The following is a 25,071-nucleotide window of genomic DNA, read 5'->3' on the forward strand; positions in this document are numbered from 1 at the left end:
CCGCTTAGTTGAGCCCCTGGACGTTAAGGCCACGCGAGAAATTCAGCGCGGCCGCCATCCCCGGCGACATGGCATTCTGCAACGTCGATTCCAGCGCGATCGACTTGTTGATGAGCGAGATCGTGATGTTGAGCGTGTTCTTCACCTTCACGTCCCGCTCCGCATACTTTGCGCGAGCCTCCCCCAGCTGCTTGCGCCAGGTTTCCGCCGTTGACTGGTCTGCAGGCTGAAAATGGACCTGTGACTGCGTCACGCGATCGAGCATGTTTTCGATCATCGAACTCAGAAGATTGACGGCGACAATCTCGGCGAGAGCGTCGAGGTCGCCATCGATGTAGCCGCCATGGGCCATCGCCTCGACGGCCAACAACTTGTAGAGCGGCACGGTGGTCAGCGCCAAAAGCTGCTGTTCAGCCCCCGATAGCGCGGCATCGCTACGGATCTTGTCCCGCATCGAGATGATCATGGTCTTGATGCGAGGGCGCAGCGCGACATTCGTCGGGATCGAGAGGTTCTGCTCCGACACCTGCAGGCACTTGTCATCGTCCGTACAGGTCAGGATTTTGGCCGTGTTGCCGGTCTGCGTGCCATCGAGGAGCGCCGTCACAACCGCATCCTCGGCCGGGCCGATATACTGGATCGAGGCAGGATTGCTGCCCTCGGCCTTGTTGACGATGATCGTGCCGACGACGGTCATCAGGTATTCGGAAAACTCGGCGTCGAAGGCACCGAACTTCTGGGACCGCTTCAGGGCTTCCCAGGTGTAATTGCGCGGCTCGCCCGGGATATGCTCGTTCATGTTCGGGTCGTTGTTACCCGAGAGCACATCGTCGATCTGGCCGTCTGCGCCGCAGCCCTGACGCGAACGCGCCCAATCCGAGAAGACGCCCTGGCTATTGCCTACGGCCGTGCAGATGGTCGAGCGCGCACCCTGCATCTTGGGCCAGACCGCGCCGACAAGGCCCTGCGCCGCCTCGCACGACGAGATGTTCATCTGGTTCATCTGCTGGGCGGCTTGCTGGAACTCACCCATGATCTTGCCGATTTCGGGCGAGACGCTGTCGATCGCCAGCTTGAAGGCGAAGCCGAGTGCATTGTTGGCGGTTGCTTTTAGCATCGCCACCATCTCAGAGGCGTTGATGAACGAGAATGAGCCGGTGAATAGGTCGATGCCGCCGCAACCAGCGCGTGCGCTGGGCAGCTGGAGGTTGAACGGCGACACGCTCTTTTGCGGGAAACGGGTCCATGCATTGCCGAGCGAATAGTAGCCCGCCGACTGGCCCTGATAGGCGGTCGGGCCGGTCACGTTGGCAGCGCCGCCGGCGTCGTTGAAGAACGAGTTCATCGAGCTGGCGACGTCCGCGCGCGCGATGCCGATCGGCACCATGCTCGCGGCCCCGAGGCTGAGGGCAGCGGCGGCGAGCCGCCTGCGAAAGGCGCGGAAGCGGGAAGAGGCCAGGCGATTGGCGCGAGGGGAGGGGGGAAGCTCGGCCATCAGTAGTCACTCCCGACCTTGGTGTTGGTGAGCATGAAGATCCGGTCCATGATCTCGTCGGCCGAGAGGATGCCGAAGCCGATCGGGACGGTCTTTTTGGTGGCGGTGTCGAACAGGACCAGCGCTGGCGTCGCGTTACCCGGCACGCCCATTCGTTCGCGTTGACCGGAATCGACCACGTAATTGGGGAAGTCCTTGCTCGGGCCGCCATCCATCGAGACCGCCATCACGGCGAGGCCATGGCTGTCCGCCACCGAGCGCAGGATCGGCGCGAAGATCTCGCAGGCGCCGCAGCTCTGCGCGAAAAAGTAGAACATGCCGTAGCGCTGGCCGAGGTGCGCGAGCACCTGGCCACGATCGGCGGTGCGATTGTCGGTCCACGCCCGCTTGGCGACCGTCGAGACGGGGCGCTGCAGCGTGTAGTCGATGTCCGGGTTCTGCCACAGGGCGCGCTGCCAGGTGTCCGAGAAGGTGGATGCCCGATCGAGCTGCTCGCGCTGGAAGCGCACATAGGCGATCACGTTCTCTTCGCTCGGCTCGAGGATGGCGCGCGCCTTCAGCTCGTCCAGTTGCTTTGCGATCGCGGCAATCCGCTCGCTGGCGGACTGCGCCGGTTCGGCCGTCTTCTGTTCGCTCGGTTTCGGCTTGGGCTTTTCACAATAAAACCATTGCCCGAGCTTGCGCTCGCGGCAGTAGAAGTCATCGTTTTCCTCGCCTGCCTCGAGCCCGGCATCCTGCGGGGCGGCGAGCACCGGCAGGGGCAGGGCGGGGGCCAGAGCCAACAGAATCGCGCCAAGGCGAGCAATGCGCCCGCGCGCGCGGATCTCCAGAGCATTACGCTTATTGGTCGTCATCGACTGAGTGCTCCCCATCCAGTTCCTGCATCGCGATGCCCAGGACGGACATCATCCGGGCCACGTCGAGCATGCTCGTGCCCTGATCCATCATCCTCACCAGACCGCGCAGATGCGTGCGGCCGTGTCGCCGCCCGTCGAGCGTCGGACGAACCCCGCCCGTCCGGCGAACGAGCCAGCCCTTCTCGATCATCGCGCGGAACCGCTGCTCGATCTCGAAGGCATCGAAGTGGCAATCGAACCAGTGGCCGAGCGTGGCGGAAACCTCGCCGGCCACCGCTGCCCTGCTGACGCGGTGGACCCGCATGAAGATCGCAAGGTCGAGAACGCTCATATCGATCAGGCATGGCACGCAGGTGCCAGCGCCGCCGGCGTCATTGGCTGGTGTGGATGTCATAGTAGTCCTGGATCTTGTCCTGGATTTCGCTGAGCGTGCTGACTTCGTCTGGCAGCTTGGCGGCGTCCACGAACTCGGAATAAACCTCGGTGAAGTCCATGACGGACAGATCGAGGCGCGAAAACTCGTCGATGGTGAAACCCTCGCACTGCTCCTTCTTGGGCTTGCCCCAGGGCTTGTTCAGCTGGGGGCGGCCCTGCTCCTGAAGGATGCGCGAGAGCTTGCTCTCAAAGCAGCAATAGGCCGTGCGCTTGGTCTTGCAGATCCCGAGGACGCTCGAGGAGCAATAGGTGCCGACCTTGTGGCAGAAACCCATGCGATCCTTGATGTCGAGCATCTTCTCCTCGCTCGAGCACAGGAACATGGTGAGGAACGGGGTGGCCAGTGCAGCAATGGCCGTCGGGCCACCGGCCAGGGCGGCAGCGCCGGCGCCAGCGGTCAGCAGGCCCGAGGTCTTGCCGGCGCAGCAATTGACCAAACCGAAAACCGGCTTGTGGCAGGTTTCGCGTGTCCCGGAGAAGACGGTGAAGTTCTCTTCGTCGAACTCCTCCCCGGCCTGGCCCAGCGCATGCAGCGCAACCAGCGCATCCTTGAACTCGGTCGAAGCCTCGCGCTCGATCGTCTCGCAATCCCCGTTTATGCAGTAGACGTCGTTGCCGCAGACATATTGCTTGGGATCGTTGCCCGGCGTTGTCGGGACCGGGCAGCGATACACCTTCTGGCTGACCTTGCAGGCGCCAGGGGTGTAATCGGGATCGTCCTCGTCATCGATGCACTCGTCGCGGACGTAGCTGCATTCGGGCTTGTCATCGAGCTCGCCGCAGTCGTTGCCCTGCGTGATCTCGTTGCAGGTATAATTCGTCTGCCACGCCCAGCAGGGCTGCGTTACCGGCACGCCGTTGATGATGCGGGTTTGCGGGTCGCTGTCGGTGCAAACCTCAGCGCTCTGCGCCACGCACTGTGCATTGTTCTCGAGCGCCGTGCAGCCGTTGACCTTGTTGGTCGAAATGACGGGCGCCGCGTTATCGACCCTGAACCAGTGCTGCCCGGTTGTGCGCGAAATCACCGGATATGTTCCGGAGAAGATAGTGTTGCCCTTAACGCTGGCCTGCACCGAGCACTCCATCACCTGAAGCAGCTGGTTGCCAAAATCCTTGTTGCAGCTACCCGCCGCCGTTGACCCATACTCGGCCATCGTGCCGCAGTAGGATGCCGTCCCGACCGCCTTGCAGGTTCCCGCAGCGATCTCATCGGCCATGCTGTCGGGGTCAACGTAAGGACCGATGGTCGACATATGGTAATAGTAGAGGGTCCGGTTCTCGACCGAGACGTTGAGCGTCGACGTGCACGTGCGCGGCACCTCGTCGAGCTTGGAGCCATAATTACAGGTCGCCTCGTAGTAGCTGACATTGCCGCCACCGGGGGGCAGGGGCGTGCAGCTGCCCGCCTGACCGCCCATTTGTTCGCCCTGCAGGTAGGTGTCCGGGTTCGCCTCGATCTCGGTCGCGCGCCGGGTGGTATCGAGGATCTCCTGAGCGTCGAACTGCGGCCGCGTATTGCCCCGATCCGTCGAGACGACGAATGCCTCGTTGCTGCTCGCTTGCGCGCCGGCATCGGCCACCAGCTTGTCGGGATCGTCGAAGTAGCCGCTTTGAGGCAGATCGGTCCCCTGATAACCCGGCACCTGGTCGCGCATGGTTTCGCTTGGCACCAATGCGTCATTGGCGCGCATGTCCGTCGCGAAACTCTTGCCGTCCTCCTTCGCCTCCTGAACCGTGCTCTGGGCGAGCACCGCCCCGGCGCCGGCGAAAGCGATCGGGAGGATCAGGGAAAGGGCGAGACGCCGCATCTCAGCTGGCCTTGCCCATGTTGCGCAGCGCGACCGACGCTACACCGGCGCCGGGGCCATGACCATCGACGAAGGACTCGAGCACGTAATTGACCGAGACGTTGCCGGTCATGCGATCGTGCGGGGGCACCACCGTCTTGCAGTTGAGGCCGGCGCACAGATCAAACTCGGAGGACACCGCAACGTAAGTCGGGACGGCCGTCACATCGAAGGCGCGGAAGAGGCGCGGATCGATCCCGACATTGGAAAGCTGGTCCTTCTCGGTGACCACCTTGGCGAGCCCGGAGGTGAACGCCTTCAGCGAATTATTGGGGAAGCCGCGGAAGACGATGATCCCTCCGGCCTTCGACGTATCCGCGATCAGCTGACGCAGAGCCCCCGGCGGCATCGAGAGGCTCGCAAAGACGATGAACTGCGGTGCATCACCCTTGGTCCCCGCCACATTCTGCGATGCGCCCTGGATGATCTCGTCGAAGTCGAACGGGCCATCGCCGTTCATCGGCAGATCCGCCTTGGCCAGATCGGTCAGGCTGTCGGTGCCCTGTTGCTGGACGGCAAGCGCTTCTTCCCGGAAGGCATCGCCGCGACCCTTGACGTGATCGGCAAAGGTCTGGGCATCCTCCTGCATCGCGGCGGCCCGCTTGCGCACTGCCTCGAGGTCGAGGCCGTCGATGTTCTGGGCGATGGCCTGGATGCCGCCGATGGCGGTAAGGCCCGCAATCGCGCCGAGGACCAAGGTTCTGCGTCGCATCGGATATGTCTCCTAGAGCACACAACAGTTACGCTTGCGCCAGACGAGGTAGCCCATGTCCTCGCCCTGGACGGGGTAAGCACGGCCGGTCTGCGGCGGCAGCGTCGAAGCGCCGATCGGCGAGCAACCCATTTTGCCGCTGACCGTCGGGATCGGGTTGGTCATCTGAATCCGGTATTGCTGCTTCTTGAGCACCGGCATCAGATACTTGTCGCACAGGCCCTTGCTGCCCATGGTCCCCCACGCGAGGCCCTGCCGGTGCATCTTGAAGGCGAAGCGCGAAAGGGCGAGGCGGGAAGCCTGAACATGGCCGATCGACGAGGAGATGTTGCCATTCATCGGGTACATCGAGCCCTGGCACCCGGCGCACCAGAACGTCACATCGAGGGGGAGGCGCGCAGTGGCCGCGATACAGTCGCCGGCGCAGGCCGCCTTGGCGATCGGATTGGCGAAGATTACGACCTCGGGATTGATGATCGTGGTCAGCGTATCGTCCTGCCAGAGCGGATCGACCTCGGTCATGTAGGCGATGTCGAAGGACGCCTGCTCGAAGCAGAGGAAGTCCGTCAGGATCTCCATCCAGTAGAGCAGGGGATAGACGTACCAGTGGACGTGCCACTTGGACGTGTTCTGCGCCTGACCACCGACCTGCGACGGCCCCGTGAACTGGCCCTGGCCGATGTCGAAGCCCGGCGCGATTTTCATGCCGCCAAGGTTCACGAAGCACCAGGGCTTCACCGAGACGTCCGCAAGGCGAACCGGCTCCCAGAAGCCGGCGGCGATCCCGATGCGCGGGATCGGGCTGCCACAGGCGCAGATTGGGAGGCTCGGGTTATTGGTGTCCGGACGAGTGCTCGGCCAGATGCTGAGGCCACCGATCGACAGCGGGAACAGGCAGGACCAGCACACGTCCGTGATCGGGTTCACGAACTTGCCGGTGCAGCGTGACTGCGCCTGCGCGGAAGGTGCGATCAGCGCAGAGGCGATGAACATCGCGAAGATCGCGACGAGGCAACGCAGCACCTTCACGACACCGGCTCCTGCGAGGTCGCGGCATCGAGCCATGCCTGATCGGCCCGGTTCTTTCGCGCGACGTAGAGCGCGGTGTAGGCGGCCGTCGAAACCAGCAGCGCTGCGATGCCAACAGGCGCGAGCCTGCCCAGCAGGGCTGTCAGCGGCGTGATGAACGTGACACCCAGCGCGCAAAGAATGCACAGCCCCTGGAAGGTGCGACGCATGGCCTTGAGGCGAGGCGTCTCGGGCGCGGCCATCGGCGTCTTCAGCAGGTCGAGCCACAGCGGCATCAGCTTGCCCCCTTCAGCTTGATTTCGGAAACCTTGATGACCTTGCCGTCCTGCTCGGCGACAGCGGGTGTATGGCGCACCCCGAACTTCCCGGTCAGGCGGCCCTCCTGATCGAAATAGAACCGCCGCTTGCGCGCGGTCATCTCCTCGATCGGCGAGCCCGACACGAGGATGATCTTGGCCTTGAGGTCAGAATACTGGCTGGTTGCCCATTCCATCTGCGCCTTGTCGTCGCCATCGACGAAGACGAGGGCCTGGTGCATCGCTACGAAGTCCAGAGGATTCACCGTCTGCCCGGCGCGAGCGACGAAGTTGCCCTTCTGGTCCTTCACGTCCTTCTCGATGACGATCGTCGGATCGAAGGCCCAGACCCGCGCCTGCGTTGCCGGCGTGATCCCGGCAACCGGGGTCGGCCGACGAACCTTGACCTCGGCGCGCCGCGCGAACTCGGCATTCATCCGGTCGATCCCGCCCGATGCCTGTAGGTTCTGAAGGCGCTGCTCGATCACCGAGAGAAGATCCGTCTCGATGACCGGAAAAGTCTGACCGACGACACCGTGATCGCTGGCCTGGCCTGCAGACGACAAGGTCAGCGAGCACAGGATGACGAGGGCACTGTTTTCGAGGGGCCGCTTCACAGGATCGCCTCCCCGACACCGACAATCTTCCCGGCGCAGGCATAGCCGATCGCGGCATAACGGCTGTCGAAGCCGTCCTTGTGCGGCGTGCCAACGAAGTAGCACTGCGGCGGGATTACGCCCACAGGTCCGGCAGCAAGCAGCTCACCAAAGCGGGTGCGGGGCTTCATGCGCGCTACGACCTTGCCGTTCACCAGCACTTCGGCGCCGCGATGGCTGACGATGTCTCCCGGCATGCCGTAGACGATCTTGCCGAACATCTGCTTCTTCGCGCCGAAGTGGCGCACGACCAGCGGATGAGCGGGCGGCACGAAGAAAACGTACTGGCCGCGCTCCGGCTTGGCGGTCTTGTGGATCACGAAGGCCCAATTGGGCAGCGATTGCGAAGTGTTGATGAGAAGACCGTGACTGTCACGCCAGTCGCTGATTGCGGAATAGACGGCGCTGCCCGCGATCAGGAGACCGATCGGTCCCCATAGCCGCATGTTGGGCCGCCAGCGGCGCGGCTTTGCCTCGACCGGGAGGGGCTCACTGACCGCCTGCGCCATAAGACCCTCCAAAGCTCGCGGGATCAGCCATCGGCGCCGCAGCTGCGGGCGCCTGTTCCGGCATCGGCCCGAACGCGCTTGCTCCCGCAGCAGCCTGAGGCGCGGGCGGATTGATCGGCACCTGCGGGATCGGACCGTCACTACCGCTCTGCATCAACTGTTCTGCAGAGGCGGGCGTCGGCCGCTTCACGCCAGAGGCATAGACCGCCTTCATCACATCCGGCGTGATGTCCTCGACGCCCTTGGAGAGCACCGCCTCGCCGACAAGGATCACCTGTCCCGAAGCGCTGCGGCGCTGCAGTTCGCCATCGAGCGAAGTCATGAACTTGCGCATCTCGGCTTCGACCTCCTGGGGAGGGCTGGCGCTGCGCGCCTGCGCCTGCACATAGTCGCCGACGATGCTCGAGAGATTGGCCTTCACGATCTTCTGCGGCGGGGTGATGATCGTGCGCGTCACCCACATGCCCCATATCAGCATCGCGACCACCGCGACGCCAAGGATCAGCTGGCTCGCGGTATACCCGGCAAACACAGTCTTGCGCGGCTGCGCGGCGGCCGCCGCCGGCGCTGCGGGAATAGCGCTTGCGAGCGAGGGTTCGGGCTGTGGTGTGGATGCGGGGGCGGTGGCGGCGAGAGCATCGCTCTCGGGTCCAACTTCACTATTCCAGGTCGGTTCGCTCATGCGCCTTGCTCCGGGCTCAAAGTGTCGCGCGGCACGATGGCGTGCCGGCGAAAGAAGACGATCACACCGGCCACCACGAGGTGCAGCACGGCGACGAGAACCTTGAAATCGGCGGTGCGCGAAGCCTCAGCCGCGATGTAGCGGCTCGAGAGGTTGGCCAGCTGGTGCATCATCCCATCGAGACTGAAGCCGCCGATCGCGACGAAGAAGAGGACGAACGCCCCCCAGGTCATCAGCAGGGTCACAGCCAGAAATCCGATGGTATGAAGCAGGACATAGAGGAGGAACCTCGGGTCGGTCCCTCGGTCCTGCCCGTCCTGTCGATCCTGACGGGCCTTACGCTGCACACCGATGCTCGCCATCCCGCTTACTCCGCTGCGATCGGGACGGCGTCGTCACCGCCCCACTTTTCAGGATTGTTGGGGAAGGCGACCCGCTCGATCGCCTCATCCATCGACAGGCCCTGGCCGAGCAGATCGTGGATCGCGGCGAAGGTCTTGGGCGAGGAAGAGAAGACGGTGGCCGAGTAGGCATCGAGGACGAGCCTGCCAGTCGCCTGCATGTCCGGCCCCTTGATGAAGACGTCAGAATACTCGATGCCGCTGCGCTTCAGGGACCGCACCAGCGCATCGGTGTGATCGTCCATGTCGAAGCGGCCGAGCCGCTTGAAGTCGTTGATGGTCTCCTCCTTCTGGGCGAGGATGACCGACCAGTCGCTGTTCTCCAGCGCCGCGCGCGATCCGTCGGACTTGTAGTAGTCGTTGAGGCTCTGCGTCGCCGTCACCAGCGAGGCCCCGTATTTGCGGCAGGTACGGGCATAGGCTTCAATGAAGTCGGCCATCGACCCGCCTTTCAGCATCTGCCAGGCTTCATCAAGCAGCAGCGCCTTGGGGATCGAGCGGTCCACGCGGCGCATCATCTGCGATGCCATGAACATGATGGCGGTCAGCACCACCGAGCGCAGTTCCTCGCGCGAGGACAGGTCCGACAGCTCGAAGACAGTCAGGTTCGCCTTCAACTCGAAGGAAACCTCGCCCTGGAAGAAGCGGCCGTAAGTGCCCGACGACGAGAAGGGACGCATGGCGATGCCGAGATCCACGCCGAGCGGATTGCCGGTTTCCGTCAGCGCCGCGATCACATCGTCGATGGAGCCCTGGCGGCCCTTGGCGCTCCAGACCTCGTTGACCGCGCCGTCGATCAGGCCGCGCTCGGTATCGTTGAGCTTGTCGACGTGACGCGCCATCTGGTTGACGATGGACTTGAGCATCGCGAAGCAGTCCATGAGGTAATCCTCATCCCGCTCGGCCATTTCCATGTCGATCATCGAGAAGGGGTTGATGCAGAAGCCCGAGGACATGGTGAATTCGACGAAGGCACCGCCCTGCAGCTTGGCCGAGTGCTCGAACGAGCGGCCATCGTCGATCACCACCACCTTGGCCCCGGCTCCGCACAAGGCGGAGCAAAGTTCCTGAAGCGCGACGGACTTGCCCGAACCGGACTTGCCGAACACCGCGACATTGTGGTTGCCCGAGTTGTTCTCGAACGGCGACCAGAAGAAGGGCTGGCCGCGCCGCCCGATCAGCATCATGTGCGGCACATTGGCGCCGAGATACTCGCCCTGGATCGGCGCGAGGCTGGACGCCGTCGTCGTCAGGACCGAGCGGAAGCGCTTCATGTTTTTCAGGTCGAACGACAGGCCGTTGGCCATCGTCATCGGCATTGCAGCGAGCAGGCCCTGGATCTGCAGGTAGCGATCGTCGAGCAGATCCCATCCCGCGGCGCGGTATACCGACTTCAGGACGCGCTCGTTGGCATCGCCCTTGCCCTTGGGCGAGAATGACGTCACCGAGTAAAACGCCTGGATCAGCTTGCGACCCTGCCGAAGCTCATCCTTGACGAACTCCCACTCGCGCGACTGGTCTTTCAGCTGCGGCAGCATCCGCGCCGACTTGGAATCGGCAAGGCTGGTGGTGCGCATGAACTTGCGCGAGGCGCGCAGGCTCTCGCTTTCGGCATCCGGGAAATCGAGGCACAGGTTCGTCGAAACCGGGCAGGGCATGCGCAGCTTGTCGGCGAACATATCGCCGATCAGCTTGGCCATGTCCCACGGCGCCCAGCGCTGCGGCAGGTTGCGCACCGAGAACGAGCGCACGTCGAAGACGTCGGGATAGATCTCCCCGATCTCCGGTGCCTCGTCGACCATCTTGCCCGTCGGGCGGAACCGCTCGGTGCGCAGGAGGATACGGTCAGGCTCGATCTTCATCTCCAGATCGTGCCGCACCGCCTGGTCCGCGATCGGATCGAACGGGTTGTAGATGATGTTGTCGTCACCGGGCGCCGTCGTCGGCGACGTGATGTCGTCGATCCACGCGATCAGCGCCTGCGGGTCCATCGGGCGCGCATGGATGCCGATCGATTCCAGCGAGGAGGTCAGGCTTTCGAGGACCGAGACGATTTCCTCGTTCGTCACCCGGCTCGTTTCCGGGGTGGCATAGGAAATCGCGAGGCGATGATTGCGCAGATGGAAGGGCGCGGCCGAGGACAGCGAGTTCCAGACCCCATCGAGCAGGTACTCGGTGCGATGCTTGGCCATGCGCTCGTAGACGCTGCCGGCCATGAAGCGCGGCAGATACCACTGCGACAGGCGCTCACCCACGCGCGGGCTCATCCAGCCATGGAACTGCAGCGTTCCAGGCGTCGGCACGCCTTCGGAGAGAAACTGCGTCATGATCTCCGAGGTGCGCTCGTTCGCGCCCATCATCGGCGTCGCCTCGAGGACGAAGCCCCGCGACGCGCTATTGTAGAACAGGTGCGTCTTGGGATCGTAGCTGCGGTAAGGCAGCCAATGGACGAGGCGAGGGACCGTGGTGTCAGGGCGCCCTGCCTCTGGCTTCGAGTTGTCGCCCAGGATTGCGCCCATGATCTTGCTGAACATATTCATGGCTGCACTCCCGGAAACGACCCGGCGCGCATCACGGGCAGGGGACTGGCTTCCTTCGCGGCGGCCCTGGCTTCGGGCTCCGCTCGTCCAAGCGCACCGCGAATGGCCGGATCGGCTTCAACGGCCGCGATCGCAGCCTTGCCCTTCGCGGTTGCGTGCTGTGGCACCGAGATCATCGGTCCAGCCACTACGGGCTGAGCTGCGACACCGTCCTTTGGGGCCGGGGCAGGGGACGCGGATGAGAGGGGGGTGGCAGGCGCCGGTTGGGTGGCCGGCACCTTCGCGACAGGCTTGGGCTGAGCCTGGCGCTGGGGCTTGGGAGTGGATGACGCCGCGCGCGTGCGACGCGGCGTGGTGAGGCTGCGGGCGACCTGATCCTTGATGTCCCCGACCGGGTCGCTCGACTGGACTTCCCCGCCATTGCCCTGCGCGCGCGCCATGGCGACGGCCTCAGGAGTGGGAAGATCGGGATCGACTGCCAGCGTCTCGATCATGGGCGGCTCGGCGCGCTCGACAGCGGCGAGGAGCGTATCGCGACCAGCGGCAGCGGCGACTTCCTCGGCCGTACCGGCCACCGCATTGCCGGCAAGCGCCTCGGACCATTCGCCGCGCTCGACGACAGCGTGAACCGCCGTCTGCTCGTGAAGCCGCCCGGAGGCGTCGATCTGCGCGGGGAAGACGATGCGCAGCACCCGTTCGCGCGTGCGAACCGGAGAGCTGGCCTTCTGGTAGCCGCGCCCTTCGCTTGGCGGTTCCACATAGGGTCCGGCAGGCACGATCATGTGATCGCCTTCATCGCCCGAGATCATGGCCAGCGCCCGATCGTCGATGTTGCCGCTCGGCGCGCAGATGCCGTCAGGCGCGCGGCAGGCGAAATCGCCCTTCACGTTGCCACTCAGCGACATGCAACCCGAGAGGCTGGCGCTGCCCAGCAAGAGGCCCGCAAGGGCAAGACGCCCCCGCATCACGATTGGCCTCCCTTGAGCCAGTTCTCGAGGAACTCCTTGGGCCGATAACCCTCGAGCACGCTGCCATCACCGCGCACGATGACGGGCGTGCCGCTCAGGCCGTGCTTATGAGCAAACGCCTCATTCGCATCGAGACCCGACGTGTTGCAGGGCCCGGTGCCCTTGATGTCCTGCCCCGAATAGGCGGCATGGAGCGCCTTCGCCTTGTCCTTCGCGCAGTAGACCTTGTCCGCGATGTCGCGGCTTCCGAGCACCGAGATCGGCCGCTCGACGACGCGCACGTTCATGGAGGCAAGCGTGTTGCTCAGCGCACGGCAGTAGCTGCAGCGAAAATCGCTGAACACGGTGACGGTCTTGCCCGAGGAATTGCCCCAGACGATCGCGCCTTCCTTGGGCAGCTCACCCAGCGGCAGCTTCTGGACCGGCGCAGCCGCAGCCTTGGCCGCTGCGGCAGGTCGCGCCGCCAGCGCGGGCTCGCTGTCGTCAGCGCCCGCCGCGTTGGCCTTGGCCGAACCGCCCAGCAGCATGTCCGGGTTCATCTCGAGGAGCCGCGTCGCGGTCAGATCCTGGCGCGTCTCCATGTCGTAGACGCGGCCGATCACAAGATAGCGCGCGGTGCGATCGATGTAGAACAGGTTGCTGCCGGCAGTCACTTCGCACAGGCCATCTACCTTGTCGCAATTGACGCTCGTGACCTTGGTCTTGGGCAGGCGCGCTTTCAGCAGCTCGGCGACGCTCTTGCTCGGCGGCGCCATGAAATCGCGCGCATAGGCCAGCGTTGCGATCCCGCCACCGGCAAAGGCCAGCGCGCAGGTGAAATAGAGGAAGGCGTTACGCATGAGCGGACGCTTCACCTCTGTCTCCAGGTCAGGAACGGCGCTCTCGGCGCTGCCTTCAAGATGTTCAGTTGCGGACATAGACACCCTCCAGGAAGACGATTTCGACATCGACGCCGGTGGGCATTTCGATGACGGGCTGGTACTGCTCGGCGCGCTCGATCAGGTACTTGCTGACCATGTCGCCGGTCTGCGAAACGCCCTCGCCAAGGCCGCCCTTGGCGATGTCCCCCATCGACAGATCCTGCCGCTTGCCATCGACGATGACGTTGGGCTGGGTGAGCGCATTGTTGGAATTGGCGGCGAAGCCGCGACCAAAGCCACCGACGAGACCGGCAATGAAGGCCTGGCTGACGAGGCTGCCTTCACGGCTCACGACACGGCCGCGAACGCCCGTCTTGCCGCCAAAGGCGATGAAGCCCTTGACCTCGGACACCGCATAGCGGCCACCGGGCTGCGGGCAGGTCATCTTCTGCAGCTTCACGTAGACCTTCTCGCTCGACAGTTCGCCGCGCGCGGCACCGTTGATGAGGCAGCCCTGGATTTTGGTGGTCAGCAGCTTACCGTTCTGAAGCACCGAGCGGGCGGGGCCGGTGACACGCAGCACGACGGGCAGGGGATCGGTCTGGCTCTGCACGCCAGCTGCCGCATCGACCCCGACGATGACCTTGGCGGTGGCGAAGCTATTGGGCGGAAGGTAGTTCGGGCTGTCCGTATAGACGGTATTGCCCTTCTCGACCTTCTTGGCGTTGCCTGTCTCGCCCCCGGTGAACGAAACGATTTTGACTTCGCTGGACCGGACGGGGGGCGAGTCCGGTCCAGCGTCGCCACCAGCGCCAGGACGCTGATAGGTAGGGGAGCCCGGGCCGTAGAGAGCGGCGGGACCGGGCTGCGGCGCAACCGGAGTGGCCCTCTCGTTGATCTGGCGGCGCAGCTGCTCGTTCTCGGTCTGGTAGGCACTGACGACGCGTTGGCCATCAGCTGTCATCGACTGGTTCTGCGCGCGCAGCGCCTCGATCTGCTCGGAAAGCTGCGCGACTTTGGCATTGGTGCCGCCCACCGACTTGAGCTGGTTCTCTTGGCTCTGGAAACGGTTTTCCGACTGCGCCATCCATTCCTGCTCGGAGAGATTGCGGTTCATCATGTCCTTGGTCGAGACCTGGACATCCTCGATCTTGTCATCCGACTGCCCTGCGACCTTCCCGTTGTCCGAGAAGATCCACATACTGGCGGCCACCACACCAACCACCGCCACGCCGCTCAGGAGCATGCGCTGTTTGCGGCGGGTTTCGGTGTTGCCGTCCAGCTCATTGGCTACCGGCGACACGCCCTCGCCGCCCTCGGGGCCGTCGAGGGATTTGCGCGAGCGCGAAAAGATACCCTTCAAGTCCATGGCTCAGTTCCCGGTACGAGAGACGAGGTAAGCGGTCGTGACGTTGCCGGGCGCGAGGCGCGGCTCGGCGATCGAAACCGCAAGCGAGGAGGCCGGCGCAACGCTGGCCTCGGTCAGGGTCGCTTCCTGCGTCCCCTTGTTCTCGATGCGCAGAACGCGGCCGGTCATTTCCGAGCCGCGATATTCCGCGATCATCTGAACCTTGAGGTCGCCCACGTAGACCGGGCGAAGGGAGCGCTGGCGCATCTCGTAGCCGTCAACGATCTGACCGCCGTACATCGCCTGGACCAGCTCGATCGCCCGATCCTGCGAACTGGCTTGCTGGACGCCCCGTGGCCCGGCCTCGGCGGCATCGGCTTTGGCGATCGCCGGGTTCGAAATGAAAACCTGCACCGCCTGGTCGCCTGCGATCCGGCAGATGAACTTGTAAACGTAGCCGCGCTTGGAGGTCGCGAAGAACGACAGGGCAGGGCGGGCGAACCCGTCCGGCACCGACAGATAGATGTCGCCGCGCACCGGTTCGTTGACCACGCTGAAGTCGTCCGCCGGATTGCCGGTGTTGATCTTCGAGACCGACGCGAACTCGTCTTCGACAAGGCTGATCCGGGTTAGGTCGCGCGCCGAGGCGCTGCATTCGACCTGGCTGCCGTCCGAGGCCATCAGCGTCTGGTCGCCCAGCGCCAAGGCGGGCGCCGAAATGCCCATTGCCGATGCTGCGATAAGCAACGCGCCCGTCGTGCGGCTCACAATGCACATGCGCGAACACAGCGCGGCGCCGGCGATGGCCGAGCCGATCAGGTATTGGGTGGGTGTCATGACAGCCCGCCTTTCTTCTTTTCTGGCTGGACCATCCCGAAGCCGATCAGCTTCAGCGAAAGCCCCGAATATTCCCAGGTGAACTGGAAGGTGCGAATGTCGCTGGAGACCACCTTCTGGCCGACCACCGTGTTGAGCTTGCCGGTGACGCTCGAACGCAGGTTCTGGGTGTCGATCTCCATCGACTGGATCTGGAAGTACTGCGAGATGCTCGAGCCGCGCTGCTCGTTGACGATCTCGAGCAGGTCCGCCTTGATCTTGCCCTGCGCGCGAGGCGAGACGATCTCGAGCACCGACTTCATCCAGTAGTCGAGACTACCGGGCGAGCGATCGAGCGTCAGGATCGCGGTGTCCCGCGTCATCAGCTCGAGGTACTCACGCGAGACGCCCGCGCTCGACAGCGTCAGCGGCGAACGCAGGACGGGCTGGAGCACGATCTCGCGGCTGCGCGTGACCGAGAAGAGGAGCAGCAGGGCGACGACGCCCGCCAGAACGAGGGCCGTGACCCCCAGCATGTTGCGCTGGCGCAGGATGCGTTGGCTCTGCGCGTGCTGATACGAAAATTCCATGTCAGCCCACCATCAGTCGGAGGTAGGAAGGCGGCGTGGCCCGCAGCGACGGAAACCCGCCCGGCAGATGCCAGTAGGCCAGATGGATCAGCCACGATGTTGCCCGTCCCGCCTTGGCTTTTCGTAGAGCCCACCAGCCCAGGAAGGCAAAGCCAATCCCGATGACGATGTGTTGGGACAGGATTCCCCAGATGAAGGGGAGGACCATCGCGAGGAACTCATCAAGCGTCCAGAAGCCGATCAACTCGGGATCGTCGAGATGAGAGGGGATCACATACTTGTCGGCTGCCATGCCACGCCACCTTCCAAAAGGTGCCGGCGAAGCTGCTACTTCGCCGGCAGTCGGGTCAGATCGTGGCGGTGACGGTCGAGGTGACGATCGGAATGCCGGTGCCGGCACCGACGCCGACGCCGACCGGGATCGCGACCTGGCCGAGGCTGAAACGGCCCGAGGCGAGACCGACGATACCGCCCGCGAGCGAGAGCACCGTGATGATCTTGCCGCCCGAACCTTCGAGGAAGCCGGTGAACTGCGTCAGGGCGGTGTCGAAGGTGGTGTCGGCGCCGGCGAATGCCGGGCCGGCGAAAGCAACGGCAGCAGCGGCGAGGCCGATCACTGCAGCTGCGGTGGCTTCACGGCTCACGCCGCGGTTGAGCAGGGTCTTCATATAAGAGTCTCCTTCAATCGAGCGCATTTCAGCGCGCCCAAAGGAAGGCTGGCGAACACCTCACCGCACCGACAAGCCTGAAAAGCAGGAACATGCTTGGGGACTGGACGTTCTTTTCCGACAAGGCGGAAATGACGCCCCGAATCGGCCCTTTGGTCCCATTCGGGGGACCGCTGTCCTACGCACGGGACCGCCGTCCTGCATCCGGGACCACGGTCCTACCAGCGGGACCGCTGTCCCGTATCCGGGACCACGGTCCTATGAGCGGGACCGCTGTCCTGTTGCAGGGACCACGGTCCTACCAGCGGGACTGCTGTCCCAAATGGGGGACAACCTACATTTCACGGCTATCACGCTCGCATAAGTGCTTCACTGTTGAGCATAATCTTCATAACCCACATGGATCGTTGGAAATTTTGCAATCTATCCTATCGTACAAGGTTGGGGAGCAGCTGGATGGCTGATTCGAGCGGGGATCGGTAAGTAATTATGTCAAATGAACAGAACACATATCGAATGGATGTGTCGGAATACTACTTCCGTCTAACCACGGAGTGCATACGCCTGCACTCTAACAGTTCTCTCAAGCATTCATCATTTGGCGACATGATAAATGATCGCGCAAAACTTGCTAATTCAGTGACTGCGAGGCGTAAGCCCCAGCACATAATTAAGCATCTTCAGATGATACCCAGTAAAGGAGAAATTCCTCTCGAAGTTGAAATCCTCGAATCAAGCTCTGACAAAATATCCACGTCTTCCAAGGCCATTGAGGAGGCCATTGGAAGTTCAATCGAATTTGCGGACGCCCTCTCGGTAATCATGTTTGATTTCATGGTCGAGGCAAACCGGACGGAAGTTCTTCTAAAGATTGGACTTACATCGGATGAAGCCGCAGAATATCGCAAATTACTTAAGCCTGGCTCGTCCGGAGTAAAATCAATTAACTGACGGATTATAGTTATTTCCGCGATATTGCTTCTTCGCTCTTGCGAGGGGTTTGCAACGGCCATTCCTTTCGGTATCGCTTAGAGGGCATTACCGGAGGATTGGCGATGGGGGCACCAACATTTGAAACGGACCAGCTTACTGAGAGCCCGGTCCAATCATTTGGTTTCGTTGACTATGTCTTATGCCGAATGAAGCAGGACGGCCTGCAATACCGCGATCTTGCAGATAAAATTGGTCTCTCAAAGACCCGAACCCATAACGTGTTCCACCCGGAACCCAGCAAGCGTCGACCGTTGTATATGCATGAGTTCCGCGCAGTAGCAGCTGCACTGGATCTCTCACCGCTCGAAGCCGCTCTTGTCAGTGACCTTTATAGCGGGGCAGGTGGGGCCAGCGAGGGTGTTGAATCTCAGATCAAACTCTACGCTGGCATCATCAATCGCTTCCACGACCAGATGAAGCAGGTGGTTGACCGGCTTGGCGGTTTGGAATGGGACGATGTCCGCGCCTCGCATGGCGAATGGATCATCGATCTCGTTATGGCTGAAATCGAGACTGCCTACGCAGACTTTGCGGATCGCAAGGAAGTCCGTCTCAGAGATCGGGCAACGTTCTAGCTAAGCGCAGCCGGGCACACAGAATCAACAGGCTGGAGGGTTTTCCGTGCCAAAGCACGAATCCTGACCGTTGGGGCGCCATTAGGCGGCCCAAGGCGCACCCAGGCCATCATCCCACAGCAAATGTTCGTGCTTTGACACGGAAAACTAAGCCGCGGAACAAAGCGAGATAGACATCGCACACCGTGCGAACCATGCTTTCGATCGCTAACCGCTCAAGGCACCTAGGTATGGATATCCAGCAACGCGACCTCTTCGAACTCGACAGCCCACTGTACGCGGACGTGCATGGGGAGCGAACGGTTGCGGAGTTTCCATTCTTTGCCCTCTCCAAACGGCCTCAAATGACCCCCATGGTCTTTGAAAACGGCTCCGCGCGGATCGAGATCAACCCCAGTAAAACAGGGGTTGCTACGATTTATGACAAGGAAATTCTTCTATATATCGCCAGCCTCATGGCTGAACGCATGGATCGCGGTGAAAGGGTCGACCGGGTGATGAGCTTCACCGCGAATGATTTATTTCGCGTGACGAGCACCAACCCGTCAGCCCGATCCTATGACATGCTCAAAGCTTCCCTGGCTCGCCTCCAAGGCACTCAGATCATCACGAACATTGAGACCGGGGGAGAAGGTTCGGACAGCGCTTTCTCGTGGCTTCTGAAGGCCGATATTAAGTACATCAAATCCAGCAATGGTGATCGCAGGGTCAAGAAAATCGAAGTGATGGTATGCGATTGGCTATATCGCGCCATCCTGCAGGACAAGCGCATTGCCGCTTACCATTTGGGATTTTTCAAACTCGGCCCGATTGAACGGCGATTGTATGAGTTGGCCAAATTCAACTGCGTTGACGAAACGGGCTTTGAAATTGACATGGAAACTCTTGCTGAAAGAGTTGGATGCGCAACTGATAAGCGGGGACTTGAGCACTTCAAAAGGCAACTACGCGTCGTAGCTGAAGACCAGACTCTGCCCGAATATGAGGTTCGCCTAGCCGAAGAGAAAATACCGTCGGCTCGTGGTGGGCGACCTAAGATAAAGACGATCGTGTTGTTCTCGTCCATCCCAATCACGCAATTGGACAATCAGACACTTCCATTGTTCGATTGATGAATGAGTATTGCAGCACAAGTCATACCTGATCTCTGCTTACTGCTTGAGGCACGAACACAGAACCCCATCAGAGGTTTTCCGTGTCAAAGCACGAATCGTCCGTCCCCCTGCAGCCGTCGACGAGATCGTCCCTCTCAGCAGGGTTTTCCGTGTCAAAGCACGAACTCTTGTTTGGGACCGGGCCGACCGGACTTGGCCTACGCTCGCCATCAGATAGTTTTCCGTGTCAAAACACGAACTGTTCTGCGGAACGGGTGCAAGCGAACTCTGCCTACGATCATCGCAAGCACACTTTTCCGTGTCAAAGCACGAAAGAAAAATGAGTTTTCCGTGTCAAAGCACGAGTCAAACCTCTTTGGCTTCGACAGCGATGCAGCCATTCAATGAGAACCGATTCAATTGCCTTTCGCGCATGCATCAGCTCTCGATCGCATGCTTACACTACAGCGAGGCAATGCCGCATCGGTGGTGAATTGTTTCTGAAGCAGGAGTTTTGGCTGTGACCAAATAAAGGAAAACCCGGCGCTAGGGCCGGGCATCCCAATTTCAGCGATCGAATTTCGATCGGGTATGTCAGCGGCGCCAACCGCTAACGGTCTCCACATTCCTAGACCCGACATAACCGATCCCGGTCCCCGATGCAAGGATGCGCGTTCTGCGCCACGGAGCCTCTTTGCCTGGTCCAGCCTCCATCAAGGAGGATGACGATGGGGATCTATGCAGTCGGTGATACGGCACAAAGTGTGCTGTCCGGTGTCCCAGTTAATACGAAGAAGTCCCGTTCCGGCGCGAAGCATCGCACCGGGGTCCCTGTAAGGGCGGGCAGCCTCGAGGCGAACACCTTCGAAGAAACCTTCTTCCAGGTGCCGAGCAAGGGCGAGCCTGATCGCATGCTGGCCAAGGCCAGGTATGCACTCGATGCCGGCAGGAAGCTGTTGCGCGAGCACAAGGCGGGCCTACGCAGCCTCACTGCATCTGAACGGCTGCTCACGACCCTTACGGCCTCGGCTGTGCGCATCTACGAAGAGCTGACCAAGCTGGCGCGCCTGTGCGCCGGGAAGGTTTATCCTAGTTACGACCATCTTGTTGAGGCAACGGGTCTTGGCCGTTCGACTGTCAGGCGCGCTCTCGCCGTCCTGGAAGTCATCGGCTTCATCATCCGGCAGCGCCGGTTCAAACGGGTTGAAGCCGATGGTCCTGGACCTCGTTTCAAGCAGACTTCCAACGTCTACCGCATTCTAACGCCCAAGAGTGTGCATCGATATACGCCTCGCTGGATGCGCTCTGCACCACCCCCCGTTGACGATGACTGGCGCCGTTCGGATGAAGCCGAGCAGGTCAGCGCGATGGTCGCGTCCCTTTCATGCAAGGAATTTGCAAAGATGTCCGTGGGCGGCGTGCTCGGCGGCGTCCTTGCCCAGCTTGGCGCTGCAATGGACAATAAGGAAGACCGTGAACGCAAAGCATCAGCGAGGGCAAAGGTGGCCCTTTCATGTGCTTCATAGCGCGAGGTTCATTATGGCACTTAACCGCAAACCAAATATTATTTGTATAAGGGAAAATGGAGTTGGCCTAAGTCGGCCAACGCACCGATCTGACGATCCAAGGCCGCATCAACAGCTCACTCAGGAAACCAACGCACAAAGCCGCACCCTCAGGAGTGTCGGCTACGCCGCCACGTGCTCCCAGGGGGAGCATGCGACTTCTTCCGCCCTCTTTTCATCCGCTCGCGCTAAACGAAGGGTCGGAATGGTGCGAAATTCAAAGGGATCAGAATGCCGATACCGCTACGGTGCGGCCTTTGGGCTCAGGCACGAAACGGGCCCGTTGCTGTACCGCACCATATCCACGCAGCCGCGACCAATTATCGAGGATAGTCGCCACGTAGCCCTGCGTTTCCCTGATCCGCGGAACAACCCCGCCCTTAACCCGGCCCGGCCCGGCGTTATAGGCCGCCAGCGCCAGATGTACCTGCCCGAACGTGTCGAGCTGGGTCCGCAGATAACGGGCGCCGCCGCGCAGGTTCTGGACGGGATCATAGGGGTTAACCCCGAGCTGGGCCGCAGTCCCCGGCATCAGTTGCGCCAGGCCGTAGGCTTTCATCTTCGAGATCGCTGCCGGATTATACCGGCTCTCCTGAATGATCATCGCGTCAAACAGCCCGGTCGGAATGCCGTGTTCGCAGGCGATTGCACTCATCATTCCATAATAGGCGGCGCGGCGCGCCTCTGCATCCGGCTTCAGAAAGCCCGCCGGACGATAGGGAATGGAGGCGCATCCCGGCGTGTAAAGCACTGCAGCAAGCGCGGGATATTGCCCTTTCATCCATCCTGGCACCGCGATCGAGGAAACCGGTGCAACCCCGGCCGCCGCCAGATCATACGAGGCTGCAAGCTCGCCCTGGCCCACTGCCGGCGCAGAAAACTCCTGCCCCATCTGGTACTCAACATAGCGGCGCGACAGATCATGGACGCGGAACGCCTCGGGAATACCCGCGTCAGATCCAGCAGCCGGCATTACCGGCGAGACGTCCGCCTCCGGCACAGGCTGCCCCATGACGACAAGCTCCACCTTTCGCGTCGTTTTTACTTCGCCCGCGCTCACACTATTGGGAACGATGCAAAGTAACGCGATCAGTCCCGATGCTCGATGTACACGCATATGAACCCTCCAAAGCCTTGATAAGAGAATTGGAGTTCACCGCCTTTGCCCTTGTCAACGCCGCCAAGCTCACGAACACTTTTTTAGAAAAAGGCTTTGGAAGGCTTCCAGCATGTGGCTCGTCCCCCGCGACACCAACGGCAAAGGCTCAAATCGCATCCCTCTACCCCCCGATCTGCGCGCGGCGCTGATCCGATGGTACGTCGGCAAAGGCACGGTCCACGACGAACAGGCCGGCATCACGCTCGTCCAGCAGGCCCGGATCGGGCACAGGTGGATCGCCTGCGATTGTCTTGGCGCCGACAAGGCTCCCGCCATCCTGACGCCGGCCTTTCTCTCCGAGGCAGAAACATACTATCTGCGCCGACTCACCAGTTCGAAGCGGCCCGAGCATCTGCCCGACTGCCCGTTCTTCCGCGACCAGGTGACGATCCGCATCAGCGAGGTACGCTCGCGATCGACGCCGCTCGAGCCACCCTCAGGCTTCTTCGAGGTGCTTAAACCCGCGCCGGAGAAATTGGCGCAGCGCCCCGAGGACGATTCCAACGACGATCGCACCCGACACGCCTCGATCCCGAGGCTGGCCCGATTGCTCTGGCGCCTCATGGCCGCTGCCGGCGTCAACCGCATTGCTCCGCTCGCCTATCGGGAGGAATGGTCGATCCGGCATGAGTTCGCGGCGCTCACCAGAGCGGCGGGGCTGATCGAGATCGCGCCGGGAATCCAGCTGGAGAAAGCCTTCTGGACCCACCCGAAGCCCCTGCAGGCGCGCGCCGTCTACGCCACGCTGCGTGCGCTGGAGGACAGATGGCCCCGCGACCATGCGCCGCAAGGCTTTGTCCTTCTCTATGCCAAGGGCATTCATGGACAGGAAATCACGCTGCCTGACGGCGACACCGTGACGATCGCTAACCGCATCCAGTCGCCATCGGTGCGCGGCAACCCGATTGCGGGTCCGTTCCTGGTCATCATCGTCGTCGGCAAATATCCCGAGGCCAAAGGATACGCGCCGCTGCGCGCCTATGCCCAGCCCATCCTCAATGGGCGCCTGTTCGCGCCGGTCGATTCCGATTTCGAGCGCGACGTTTTCCGAACCATCCTGCGCACCCAGCAGGAATTGCACGGCCGCGGCATCGACCTCGCGATCGACAAACCGGTTTTCGACACGCTGACACCCGATGGGCCGTGTCGCCCGGATTTCCTGATCGAGGCAAGATCACGCGAGACCGGCGAGATCCGCAATCTTGTCGTCGAGGCCATGGGCTTCAAAACCGAGGAGTACGAGGCGAGCAAGGCCATCACGCATCCACGCATGGCGCATCTTGGGCAAATCGTGACCATCGACCGGCAGGACGATGACGCTCACACGGGACGGCGCGCGCTTCTTCGAGGGCTCGGCCTTTGAGGCCGTCAGCGCCAGGAAAGGCTGGCCGCAAAATATCCGATGATGCCAAGCGTCACTGGCGTCGAGAGCAGATAGAGTTTCTGCCAGCGCCACCATATCCGGGGCAGCAGCAACGCAGCACCTTTGACGCTGCGCGCGTCCTGCCAGATCCGATCGTTCCAGATGCCGTGCAGCGCGACCGAGACCGACAGGACCATGGCAATCGCACAGCACAGGCTGGTCGCGAGGTAAATGGCCATCCAGTTGGCGATCTCGAGAGGTGTGAACTGTGACATCTATCCTTCCGCTATACCTGTAATTTTCTACCAGGGCATCCGATTCCGAAACCTACATTCTTACAGGTAAATCGATAATATCGTTGGACTATCAGGTATTTTCACAGACAAATGCGGCAAGAGTGGAGAGGGAAGAGAGGGAGTGGACCGAGCAGATCGGCCAAACGCCCTTCAACCATAAGCAGCTGCCTTACCGCGCATCTGCGTCATGGAGGTAACTCCCCATGGAACGCTTTGTTCTCTTCATCAGCGAGCCGGGATCTGATGACATCGTAGACATTCACCCCAGCAAGCCGGCGGCCGAAAGCGCGCTTGTCGACTATGTGCGCGCCCGCTCCGCCACCATCGGCTTGCCTGCCCATCCTGACGACGATCGGGCGGTGGCCTCCTATTTCCAGAACAGCGAAGCCATTTACGCGATCGCGCGTGTCATGCCACTGGCACAGCCAGGCAACGATCAATGACTATCGTCGCCCGTCGCCCCTCGCAGCAGCTCATCGACATCGTCGGCACCCTGCGCGGCACCTGGCACGGAACCCGGGCCATGTGCCGCTGCCCTTGCCATAATGACCACACCCCAAGCCTGTCCCTCCGGCAGGGAGATCGCGGCATCCTCGTGACCTGCTTTGCCGGTTGCGATTCCATCGACGTGCTGCGCGAACTCGATCGCATCGCCATCACGCGCCACTACGAGCCGCCGCCAGACAATGTGCGTGCCGGCACCGCGAATATCGAGCGGCTCTGGTCCCAGGCGCAGTCCGTCCCGGGCACGCTCGGCGAACGCTATCTGGGGTCGCGATTCCTGCTTCCCGTTCCCGGCGACGTGCGCTTTCATCCGCGCTGCCCGCATGGCGCCAAGCCCAACACCGTCTTCAAGCCCGCCTTGCTGGTCGCGGTGCGCGAAGGTCAGCGGCTTGTCGCCCTGCAGCGGATCTTCCTCGATCCTGAAACCGCGCGCTACACCGCCAAGGCGACCATCGGTTCGCTTGGCATGGGCGCCTGGCGCGGTGGCGGTATCGGCCCCACCATCGGGCTTGCCGAAGGCTTCGAGACGGCCCGGGCCTGGAGCCGCATCAACAACCTTCCGTGCTGGGCGACCCTCGGCTCGCGCCGGTTCGGCCTGGTGACGATCCCCGACAGCGTGACCGAACTGATCCTTGCCGGCGATCACGATACGGCGGGGCGCCGGGCCGTAAACCGGGCATCGCACCGCTACGCCCATGACAACCGCGTGATCCGCGTCGATTTCCCGAACGGCTTCAAGGATTGGGCCCAAGTGCTCGAGGCTCACGAGACGCAGAAGAGTGGAGGGGGAGGGGAAGGGTGATCTGCCGTTCG

Annotated in this window: 28 protein-coding genes; 7 read left to right on the forward strand and 21 right to left on the reverse strand. The window is 62.2% G+C overall.

All coding sequences use genetic code 11. The features are described from left to right. Nucleotides 1-4 precede the first annotated feature (4 nt). From ACXJ16_RS26175 to ACXJ16_RS26265, 19 genes are read right to left on the reverse strand one after another with little or no spacing between them, the layout of a single operon-like run. A complete protein-coding gene (locus tag ACXJ16_RS26175; protein ID WP_463923368.1) occupies nucleotides 5-1,495 on the reverse strand; it encodes a conjugal transfer protein TraH in 1,491 nt (496 codons plus the stop codon). Then, nucleotides 1,495-2,349 (reverse strand): conjugal transfer protein TraF, encoded by an 855-nt coding sequence (locus tag ACXJ16_RS26180; protein WP_463923369.1) that lies wholly within the window; start codon nucleotides 2,347-2,349, stop codon nucleotides 1,495-1,497. Before ACXJ16_RS26180 ends, ACXJ16_RS26175 begins: the two co-directional genes overlap by 1 nt. Continuing rightward, nucleotides 2,336-2,746, reverse strand: coding sequence for a hypothetical protein (locus tag ACXJ16_RS26185; protein ID WP_463923371.1), 411 nt, complete (start codon nucleotides 2,744-2,746; stop codon nucleotides 2,336-2,338). The genes ACXJ16_RS26180 and ACXJ16_RS26185 overlap by 14 nt, the downstream gene beginning before the upstream one ends. Then, the gene (locus ACXJ16_RS26190) at nucleotides 2,724-4,595 is read right to left on the reverse strand and encodes a conjugal transfer protein TraN (protein WP_463923372.1); all 1,872 of its coding nucleotides are present in this window, start codon (nucleotides 4,593-4,595) and stop codon (nucleotides 2,724-2,726) included. The genes ACXJ16_RS26185 and ACXJ16_RS26190 overlap by 23 nt, the downstream gene beginning before the upstream one ends. A 1-nt stretch (nucleotide 4,596) precedes the next feature. Further along, a complete protein-coding gene (trbC, locus tag ACXJ16_RS26195) occupies nucleotides 4,597-5,346 on the reverse strand; it encodes a type-F conjugative transfer system pilin assembly protein TrbC (RefSeq protein ID WP_463923373.1) in 750 nt (249 codons plus the stop codon). Between the two features lie 12 nt (nucleotides 5,347-5,358). Then, a complete protein-coding gene (gene traU / locus ACXJ16_RS26200; protein ID WP_463923430.1) occupies nucleotides 5,359-6,339 on the reverse strand; it encodes a conjugal transfer pilus assembly protein TraU in 981 nt (326 codons plus the stop codon). Nucleotides 6,340-6,371: 32 nt separating this feature from the next. After that, nucleotides 6,372-6,650 carry a hypothetical protein gene (locus ACXJ16_RS26205; RefSeq protein ID WP_008828786.1) on the reverse strand — a complete coding sequence of 93 codons (279 nt, stop codon included), beginning with the start codon at nucleotides 6,648-6,650 and terminating at the stop codon, nucleotides 6,372-6,374. Further along, nucleotides 6,650-7,288 (reverse strand): type-F conjugative transfer system protein TraW, encoded by a 639-nt coding sequence (traW, locus tag ACXJ16_RS26210; RefSeq protein WP_463923375.1) that lies wholly within the window; start codon nucleotides 7,286-7,288, stop codon nucleotides 6,650-6,652. Before traW ends, ACXJ16_RS26205 begins: the two co-directional genes overlap by 1 nt. Further along, nucleotides 7,285-7,836 (reverse strand): S26 family signal peptidase, encoded by a 552-nt coding sequence (locus ACXJ16_RS26215; RefSeq protein WP_463923377.1) that lies wholly within the window; start codon nucleotides 7,834-7,836, stop codon nucleotides 7,285-7,287. The genes traW and ACXJ16_RS26215 overlap by 4 nt, the downstream gene beginning before the upstream one ends. Next, nucleotides 7,817-8,518, reverse strand: coding sequence for a type-F conjugative transfer system protein TrbI (locus ACXJ16_RS26220; RefSeq protein WP_463923379.1), 702 nt, complete (start codon nucleotides 8,516-8,518; stop codon nucleotides 7,817-7,819). Before ACXJ16_RS26220 ends, ACXJ16_RS26215 begins: the two co-directional genes overlap by 20 nt. Continuing rightward, nucleotides 8,515-8,880, reverse strand: a complete 366-nt coding sequence (locus ACXJ16_RS26225) for a hypothetical protein (protein WP_008831568.1) — start codon at nucleotides 8,878-8,880, stop codon at nucleotides 8,515-8,517. Before ACXJ16_RS26225 ends, ACXJ16_RS26220 begins: the two co-directional genes overlap by 4 nt. Nucleotides 8,881-8,885: 5 nt before the next feature. Further along, nucleotides 8,886-11,453, reverse strand: coding sequence for a type IV secretion system protein TraC (traC, locus tag ACXJ16_RS26230; RefSeq protein WP_463923432.1), 2,568 nt, complete (start codon nucleotides 11,451-11,453; stop codon nucleotides 8,886-8,888). 2 nt (nucleotides 11,454-11,455) lie between these two features. Further along, entirely contained in the window at nucleotides 11,456-12,427 is a 972-nt protein-coding gene (locus ACXJ16_RS26235; RefSeq protein WP_463923380.1) for a TraV family lipoprotein, read from the reverse strand. Next, complete coding sequence (locus tag ACXJ16_RS26240) at nucleotides 12,424-13,344, reverse strand: DsbC family protein (protein ID WP_463923382.1); 921 nt, start codon at nucleotides 13,342-13,344, stop codon at nucleotides 12,424-12,426. The genes ACXJ16_RS26235 and ACXJ16_RS26240 overlap by 4 nt, the downstream gene beginning before the upstream one ends. After that, nucleotides 13,331-14,656 (reverse strand): TraB/VirB10 family protein, encoded by a 1,326-nt coding sequence (locus ACXJ16_RS26245; protein WP_463923383.1) that lies wholly within the window; start codon nucleotides 14,654-14,656, stop codon nucleotides 13,331-13,333. Before ACXJ16_RS26245 ends, ACXJ16_RS26240 begins: the two co-directional genes overlap by 14 nt. Before the next feature lie 3 nt (nucleotides 14,657-14,659). Beyond that, nucleotides 14,660-15,472, reverse strand: coding sequence for a type-F conjugative transfer system secretin TraK (locus tag ACXJ16_RS26250; protein WP_463923384.1), 813 nt, complete (start codon nucleotides 15,470-15,472; stop codon nucleotides 14,660-14,662). Next, nucleotides 15,469-16,041: a type IV conjugative transfer system protein TraE gene (locus tag ACXJ16_RS26255; protein WP_008831574.1), complete on the reverse strand. Its 573-nt coding sequence runs from the start codon at nucleotides 16,039-16,041 to the stop codon at nucleotides 15,469-15,471. Before ACXJ16_RS26255 ends, ACXJ16_RS26250 begins: the two co-directional genes overlap by 4 nt. A gap of 1 nt (nucleotide 16,042) precedes the next feature. Beyond that, a complete protein-coding gene (gene traL / locus ACXJ16_RS26260; protein WP_008831575.1) occupies nucleotides 16,043-16,333 on the reverse strand; it encodes a type IV conjugative transfer system protein TraL in 291 nt (96 codons plus the stop codon). A gap of 55 nt (nucleotides 16,334-16,388) precedes the next feature. Beyond that, nucleotides 16,389-16,709 carry a hypothetical protein gene (locus tag ACXJ16_RS26265; protein ID WP_008831576.1) on the reverse strand — a complete coding sequence of 107 codons (321 nt, stop codon included), beginning with the start codon at nucleotides 16,707-16,709 and terminating at the stop codon, nucleotides 16,389-16,391. 516 nt (nucleotides 16,710-17,225) lie between these two features. Between ACXJ16_RS26265 and ACXJ16_RS26270 the strand changes: the two genes are divergently transcribed. The 4 genes from ACXJ16_RS26270 (at nucleotide 17,226) to ACXJ16_RS26285 (ending at nucleotide 20,897) form a co-directional block, all read left to right on the forward strand. After that, the gene (locus ACXJ16_RS26270) at nucleotides 17,226-17,660 is read left to right on the forward strand and encodes a hypothetical protein (protein ID WP_463923385.1); all 435 of its coding nucleotides are present in this window, start codon (nucleotides 17,226-17,228) and stop codon (nucleotides 17,658-17,660) included. 188 nt (nucleotides 17,661-17,848) lie between these two features. Continuing rightward, nucleotides 17,849-18,277, forward strand: coding sequence for a hypothetical protein (locus ACXJ16_RS26275; RefSeq protein ID WP_037520545.1), 429 nt, complete (start codon nucleotides 17,849-17,851; stop codon nucleotides 18,275-18,277). A 230-nt stretch (nucleotides 18,278-18,507) separates the two neighbouring features. Continuing rightward, on the forward strand, nucleotides 18,508-19,389 hold the full coding sequence (locus tag ACXJ16_RS26280) for a replication initiator protein A (protein ID WP_008831578.1): 882 nt from the start codon (nucleotides 18,508-18,510) through the stop codon (nucleotides 19,387-19,389). Nucleotides 19,390-20,099: 710 nt separating this feature from the next. Beyond that, nucleotides 20,100-20,897, forward strand: coding sequence for a helix-turn-helix domain-containing protein (locus ACXJ16_RS26285; RefSeq protein ID WP_463923387.1), 798 nt, complete (start codon nucleotides 20,100-20,102; stop codon nucleotides 20,895-20,897). A gap of 265 nt (nucleotides 20,898-21,162) precedes the next feature. Here the strand turns inward: ACXJ16_RS26285 and ACXJ16_RS26290 are convergent, their stop codons facing one another. Then, nucleotides 21,163-22,053, reverse strand: coding sequence for a lytic transglycosylase domain-containing protein (locus ACXJ16_RS26290; RefSeq protein ID WP_463923389.1), 891 nt, complete (start codon nucleotides 22,051-22,053; stop codon nucleotides 21,163-21,165). Nucleotides 22,054-22,165: 112 nt separating this feature from the next. Between ACXJ16_RS26290 and ACXJ16_RS26295 the strand changes: the two genes are divergently transcribed. Further along, nucleotides 22,166-23,458, forward strand: a complete 1,293-nt coding sequence (locus tag ACXJ16_RS26295; protein ID WP_463923390.1) for a DUF8535 domain-containing protein — start codon at nucleotides 22,166-22,168, stop codon at nucleotides 23,456-23,458. A 5-nt stretch (nucleotides 23,459-23,463) separates the two neighbouring features. Here ACXJ16_RS26295 and ACXJ16_RS26300 read toward each other — a convergent pair whose 3' ends face one another. Further along, complete coding sequence (locus ACXJ16_RS26300) at nucleotides 23,464-23,733, reverse strand: hypothetical protein (protein WP_142639919.1); 270 nt, start codon at nucleotides 23,731-23,733, stop codon at nucleotides 23,464-23,466. 224 nt (nucleotides 23,734-23,957) lie between these two features. Between ACXJ16_RS26300 and ACXJ16_RS26305 the strand changes: the two genes are divergently transcribed. Next, nucleotides 23,958-24,197, forward strand: a complete 240-nt coding sequence (locus ACXJ16_RS26305; RefSeq protein WP_142639921.1) for a hypothetical protein — start codon at nucleotides 23,958-23,960, stop codon at nucleotides 24,195-24,197. Further along, nucleotides 24,194-25,060, forward strand: a complete 867-nt coding sequence (locus ACXJ16_RS26310; protein ID WP_463923391.1) for a DUF7146 domain-containing protein — start codon at nucleotides 24,194-24,196, stop codon at nucleotides 25,058-25,060. Before ACXJ16_RS26305 ends, ACXJ16_RS26310 begins: the two co-directional genes overlap by 4 nt. Nucleotides 25,061-25,071 lie beyond the last annotated feature (11 nt).

Source organism: Novosphingobium sp. TK71 (assembly GCF_055361505.1).

Coding starts and splice junctions, on each gene's coding strand:
- ACXJ16_RS26175 (WP_463923368.1), bottom strand. CDS start 1,495: ATGGCCGAGCTTCCCCCCTCCCCTCGCGCCAATCGCCTGGCCTCTTCC.
- ACXJ16_RS26180 (WP_463923369.1), bottom strand. CDS start 2,349: ATGACGACCAATAAGCGTAATGCTCTGGAGATCCGCGCGCGCGGGCGC.
- ACXJ16_RS26185 (WP_463923371.1), bottom strand. CDS start 2,746: ATGACATCCACACCAGCCAATGACGCCGGCGGCGCTGGCACCTGCGTG.
- ACXJ16_RS26190 (WP_463923372.1), bottom strand. CDS start 4,595: ATGCGGCGTCTCGCCCTTTCCCTGATCCTCCCGATCGCTTTCGCCGGC.
- trbC (WP_463923373.1), bottom strand. CDS start 5,346: ATGCGACGCAGAACCTTGGTCCTCGGCGCGATTGCGGGCCTTACCGCC.
- traU (WP_463923430.1), bottom strand. CDS start 6,339: ATGTTCATCGCCTCTGCGCTGATCGCACCTTCCGCGCAGGCGCAGTCA.
- ACXJ16_RS26205 (WP_008828786.1), bottom strand. CDS start 6,650: ATGCCGCTGTGGCTCGACCTGCTGAAGACGCCGATGGCCGCGCCCGAG.
- ACXJ16_RS26215 (WP_463923377.1), bottom strand. CDS start 7,836: ATGGCGCAGGCGGTCAGTGAGCCCCTCCCGGTCGAGGCAAAGCCGCGC.
- ACXJ16_RS26220 (WP_463923379.1), bottom strand. CDS start 8,518: ATGAGCGAACCGACCTGGAATAGTGAAGTTGGACCCGAGAGCGATGCT.
- ACXJ16_RS26225 (WP_008831568.1), bottom strand. CDS start 8,880: ATGGCGAGCATCGGTGTGCAGCGTAAGGCCCGTCAGGATCGACAGGAC.
- traC (WP_463923432.1), bottom strand. CDS start 11,453: ATGTTCAGCAAGATCATGGGCGCAATCCTGGGCGACAACTCGAAGCCA.
- ACXJ16_RS26240 (WP_463923382.1), bottom strand. CDS start 13,344: ATGTCCGCAACTGAACATCTTGAAGGCAGCGCCGAGAGCGCCGTTCCT.
- ACXJ16_RS26245 (WP_463923383.1), bottom strand. CDS start 14,656: ATGGACTTGAAGGGTATCTTTTCGCGCTCGCGCAAATCCCTCGACGGC.
- ACXJ16_RS26250 (WP_463923384.1), bottom strand. CDS start 15,472: ATGACACCCACCCAATACCTGATCGGCTCGGCCATCGCCGGCGCCGCG.
- ACXJ16_RS26255 (WP_008831574.1), bottom strand. CDS start 16,041: ATGGAATTTTCGTATCAGCACGCGCAGAGCCAACGCATCCTGCGCCAG.
- traL (WP_008831575.1), bottom strand. CDS start 16,333: ATGGCAGCCGACAAGTATGTGATCCCCTCTCATCTCGACGATCCCGAG.
- ACXJ16_RS26265 (WP_008831576.1), bottom strand. CDS start 16,709: ATGAAGACCCTGCTCAACCGCGGCGTGAGCCGTGAAGCCACCGCAGCT.
- ACXJ16_RS26270 (WP_463923385.1), top strand. CDS start 17,226: ATGGATGTGTCGGAATACTACTTCCGTCTAACCACGGAGTGCATACGC.
- ACXJ16_RS26275 (WP_037520545.1), top strand. CDS start 17,849: ATGAAGCAGGACGGCCTGCAATACCGCGATCTTGCAGATAAAATTGGT.
- ACXJ16_RS26280 (WP_008831578.1), top strand. CDS start 18,508: ATGGATATCCAGCAACGCGACCTCTTCGAACTCGACAGCCCACTGTAC.
- ACXJ16_RS26285 (WP_463923387.1), top strand. CDS start 20,100: ATGGGGATCTATGCAGTCGGTGATACGGCACAAAGTGTGCTGTCCGGT.
- ACXJ16_RS26290 (WP_463923389.1), bottom strand. CDS start 22,053: ATGCGTGTACATCGAGCATCGGGACTGATCGCGTTACTTTGCATCGTT.
- ACXJ16_RS26295 (WP_463923390.1), top strand. CDS start 22,166: ATGTGGCTCGTCCCCCGCGACACCAACGGCAAAGGCTCAAATCGCATC.
- ACXJ16_RS26300 (WP_142639919.1), bottom strand. CDS start 23,733: ATGTCACAGTTCACACCTCTCGAGATCGCCAACTGGATGGCCATTTAC.
- ACXJ16_RS26305 (WP_142639921.1), top strand. CDS start 23,958: ATGGAACGCTTTGTTCTCTTCATCAGCGAGCCGGGATCTGATGACATC.
- ACXJ16_RS26310 (WP_463923391.1), top strand. CDS start 24,194: ATGACTATCGTCGCCCGTCGCCCCTCGCAGCAGCTCATCGACATCGTC.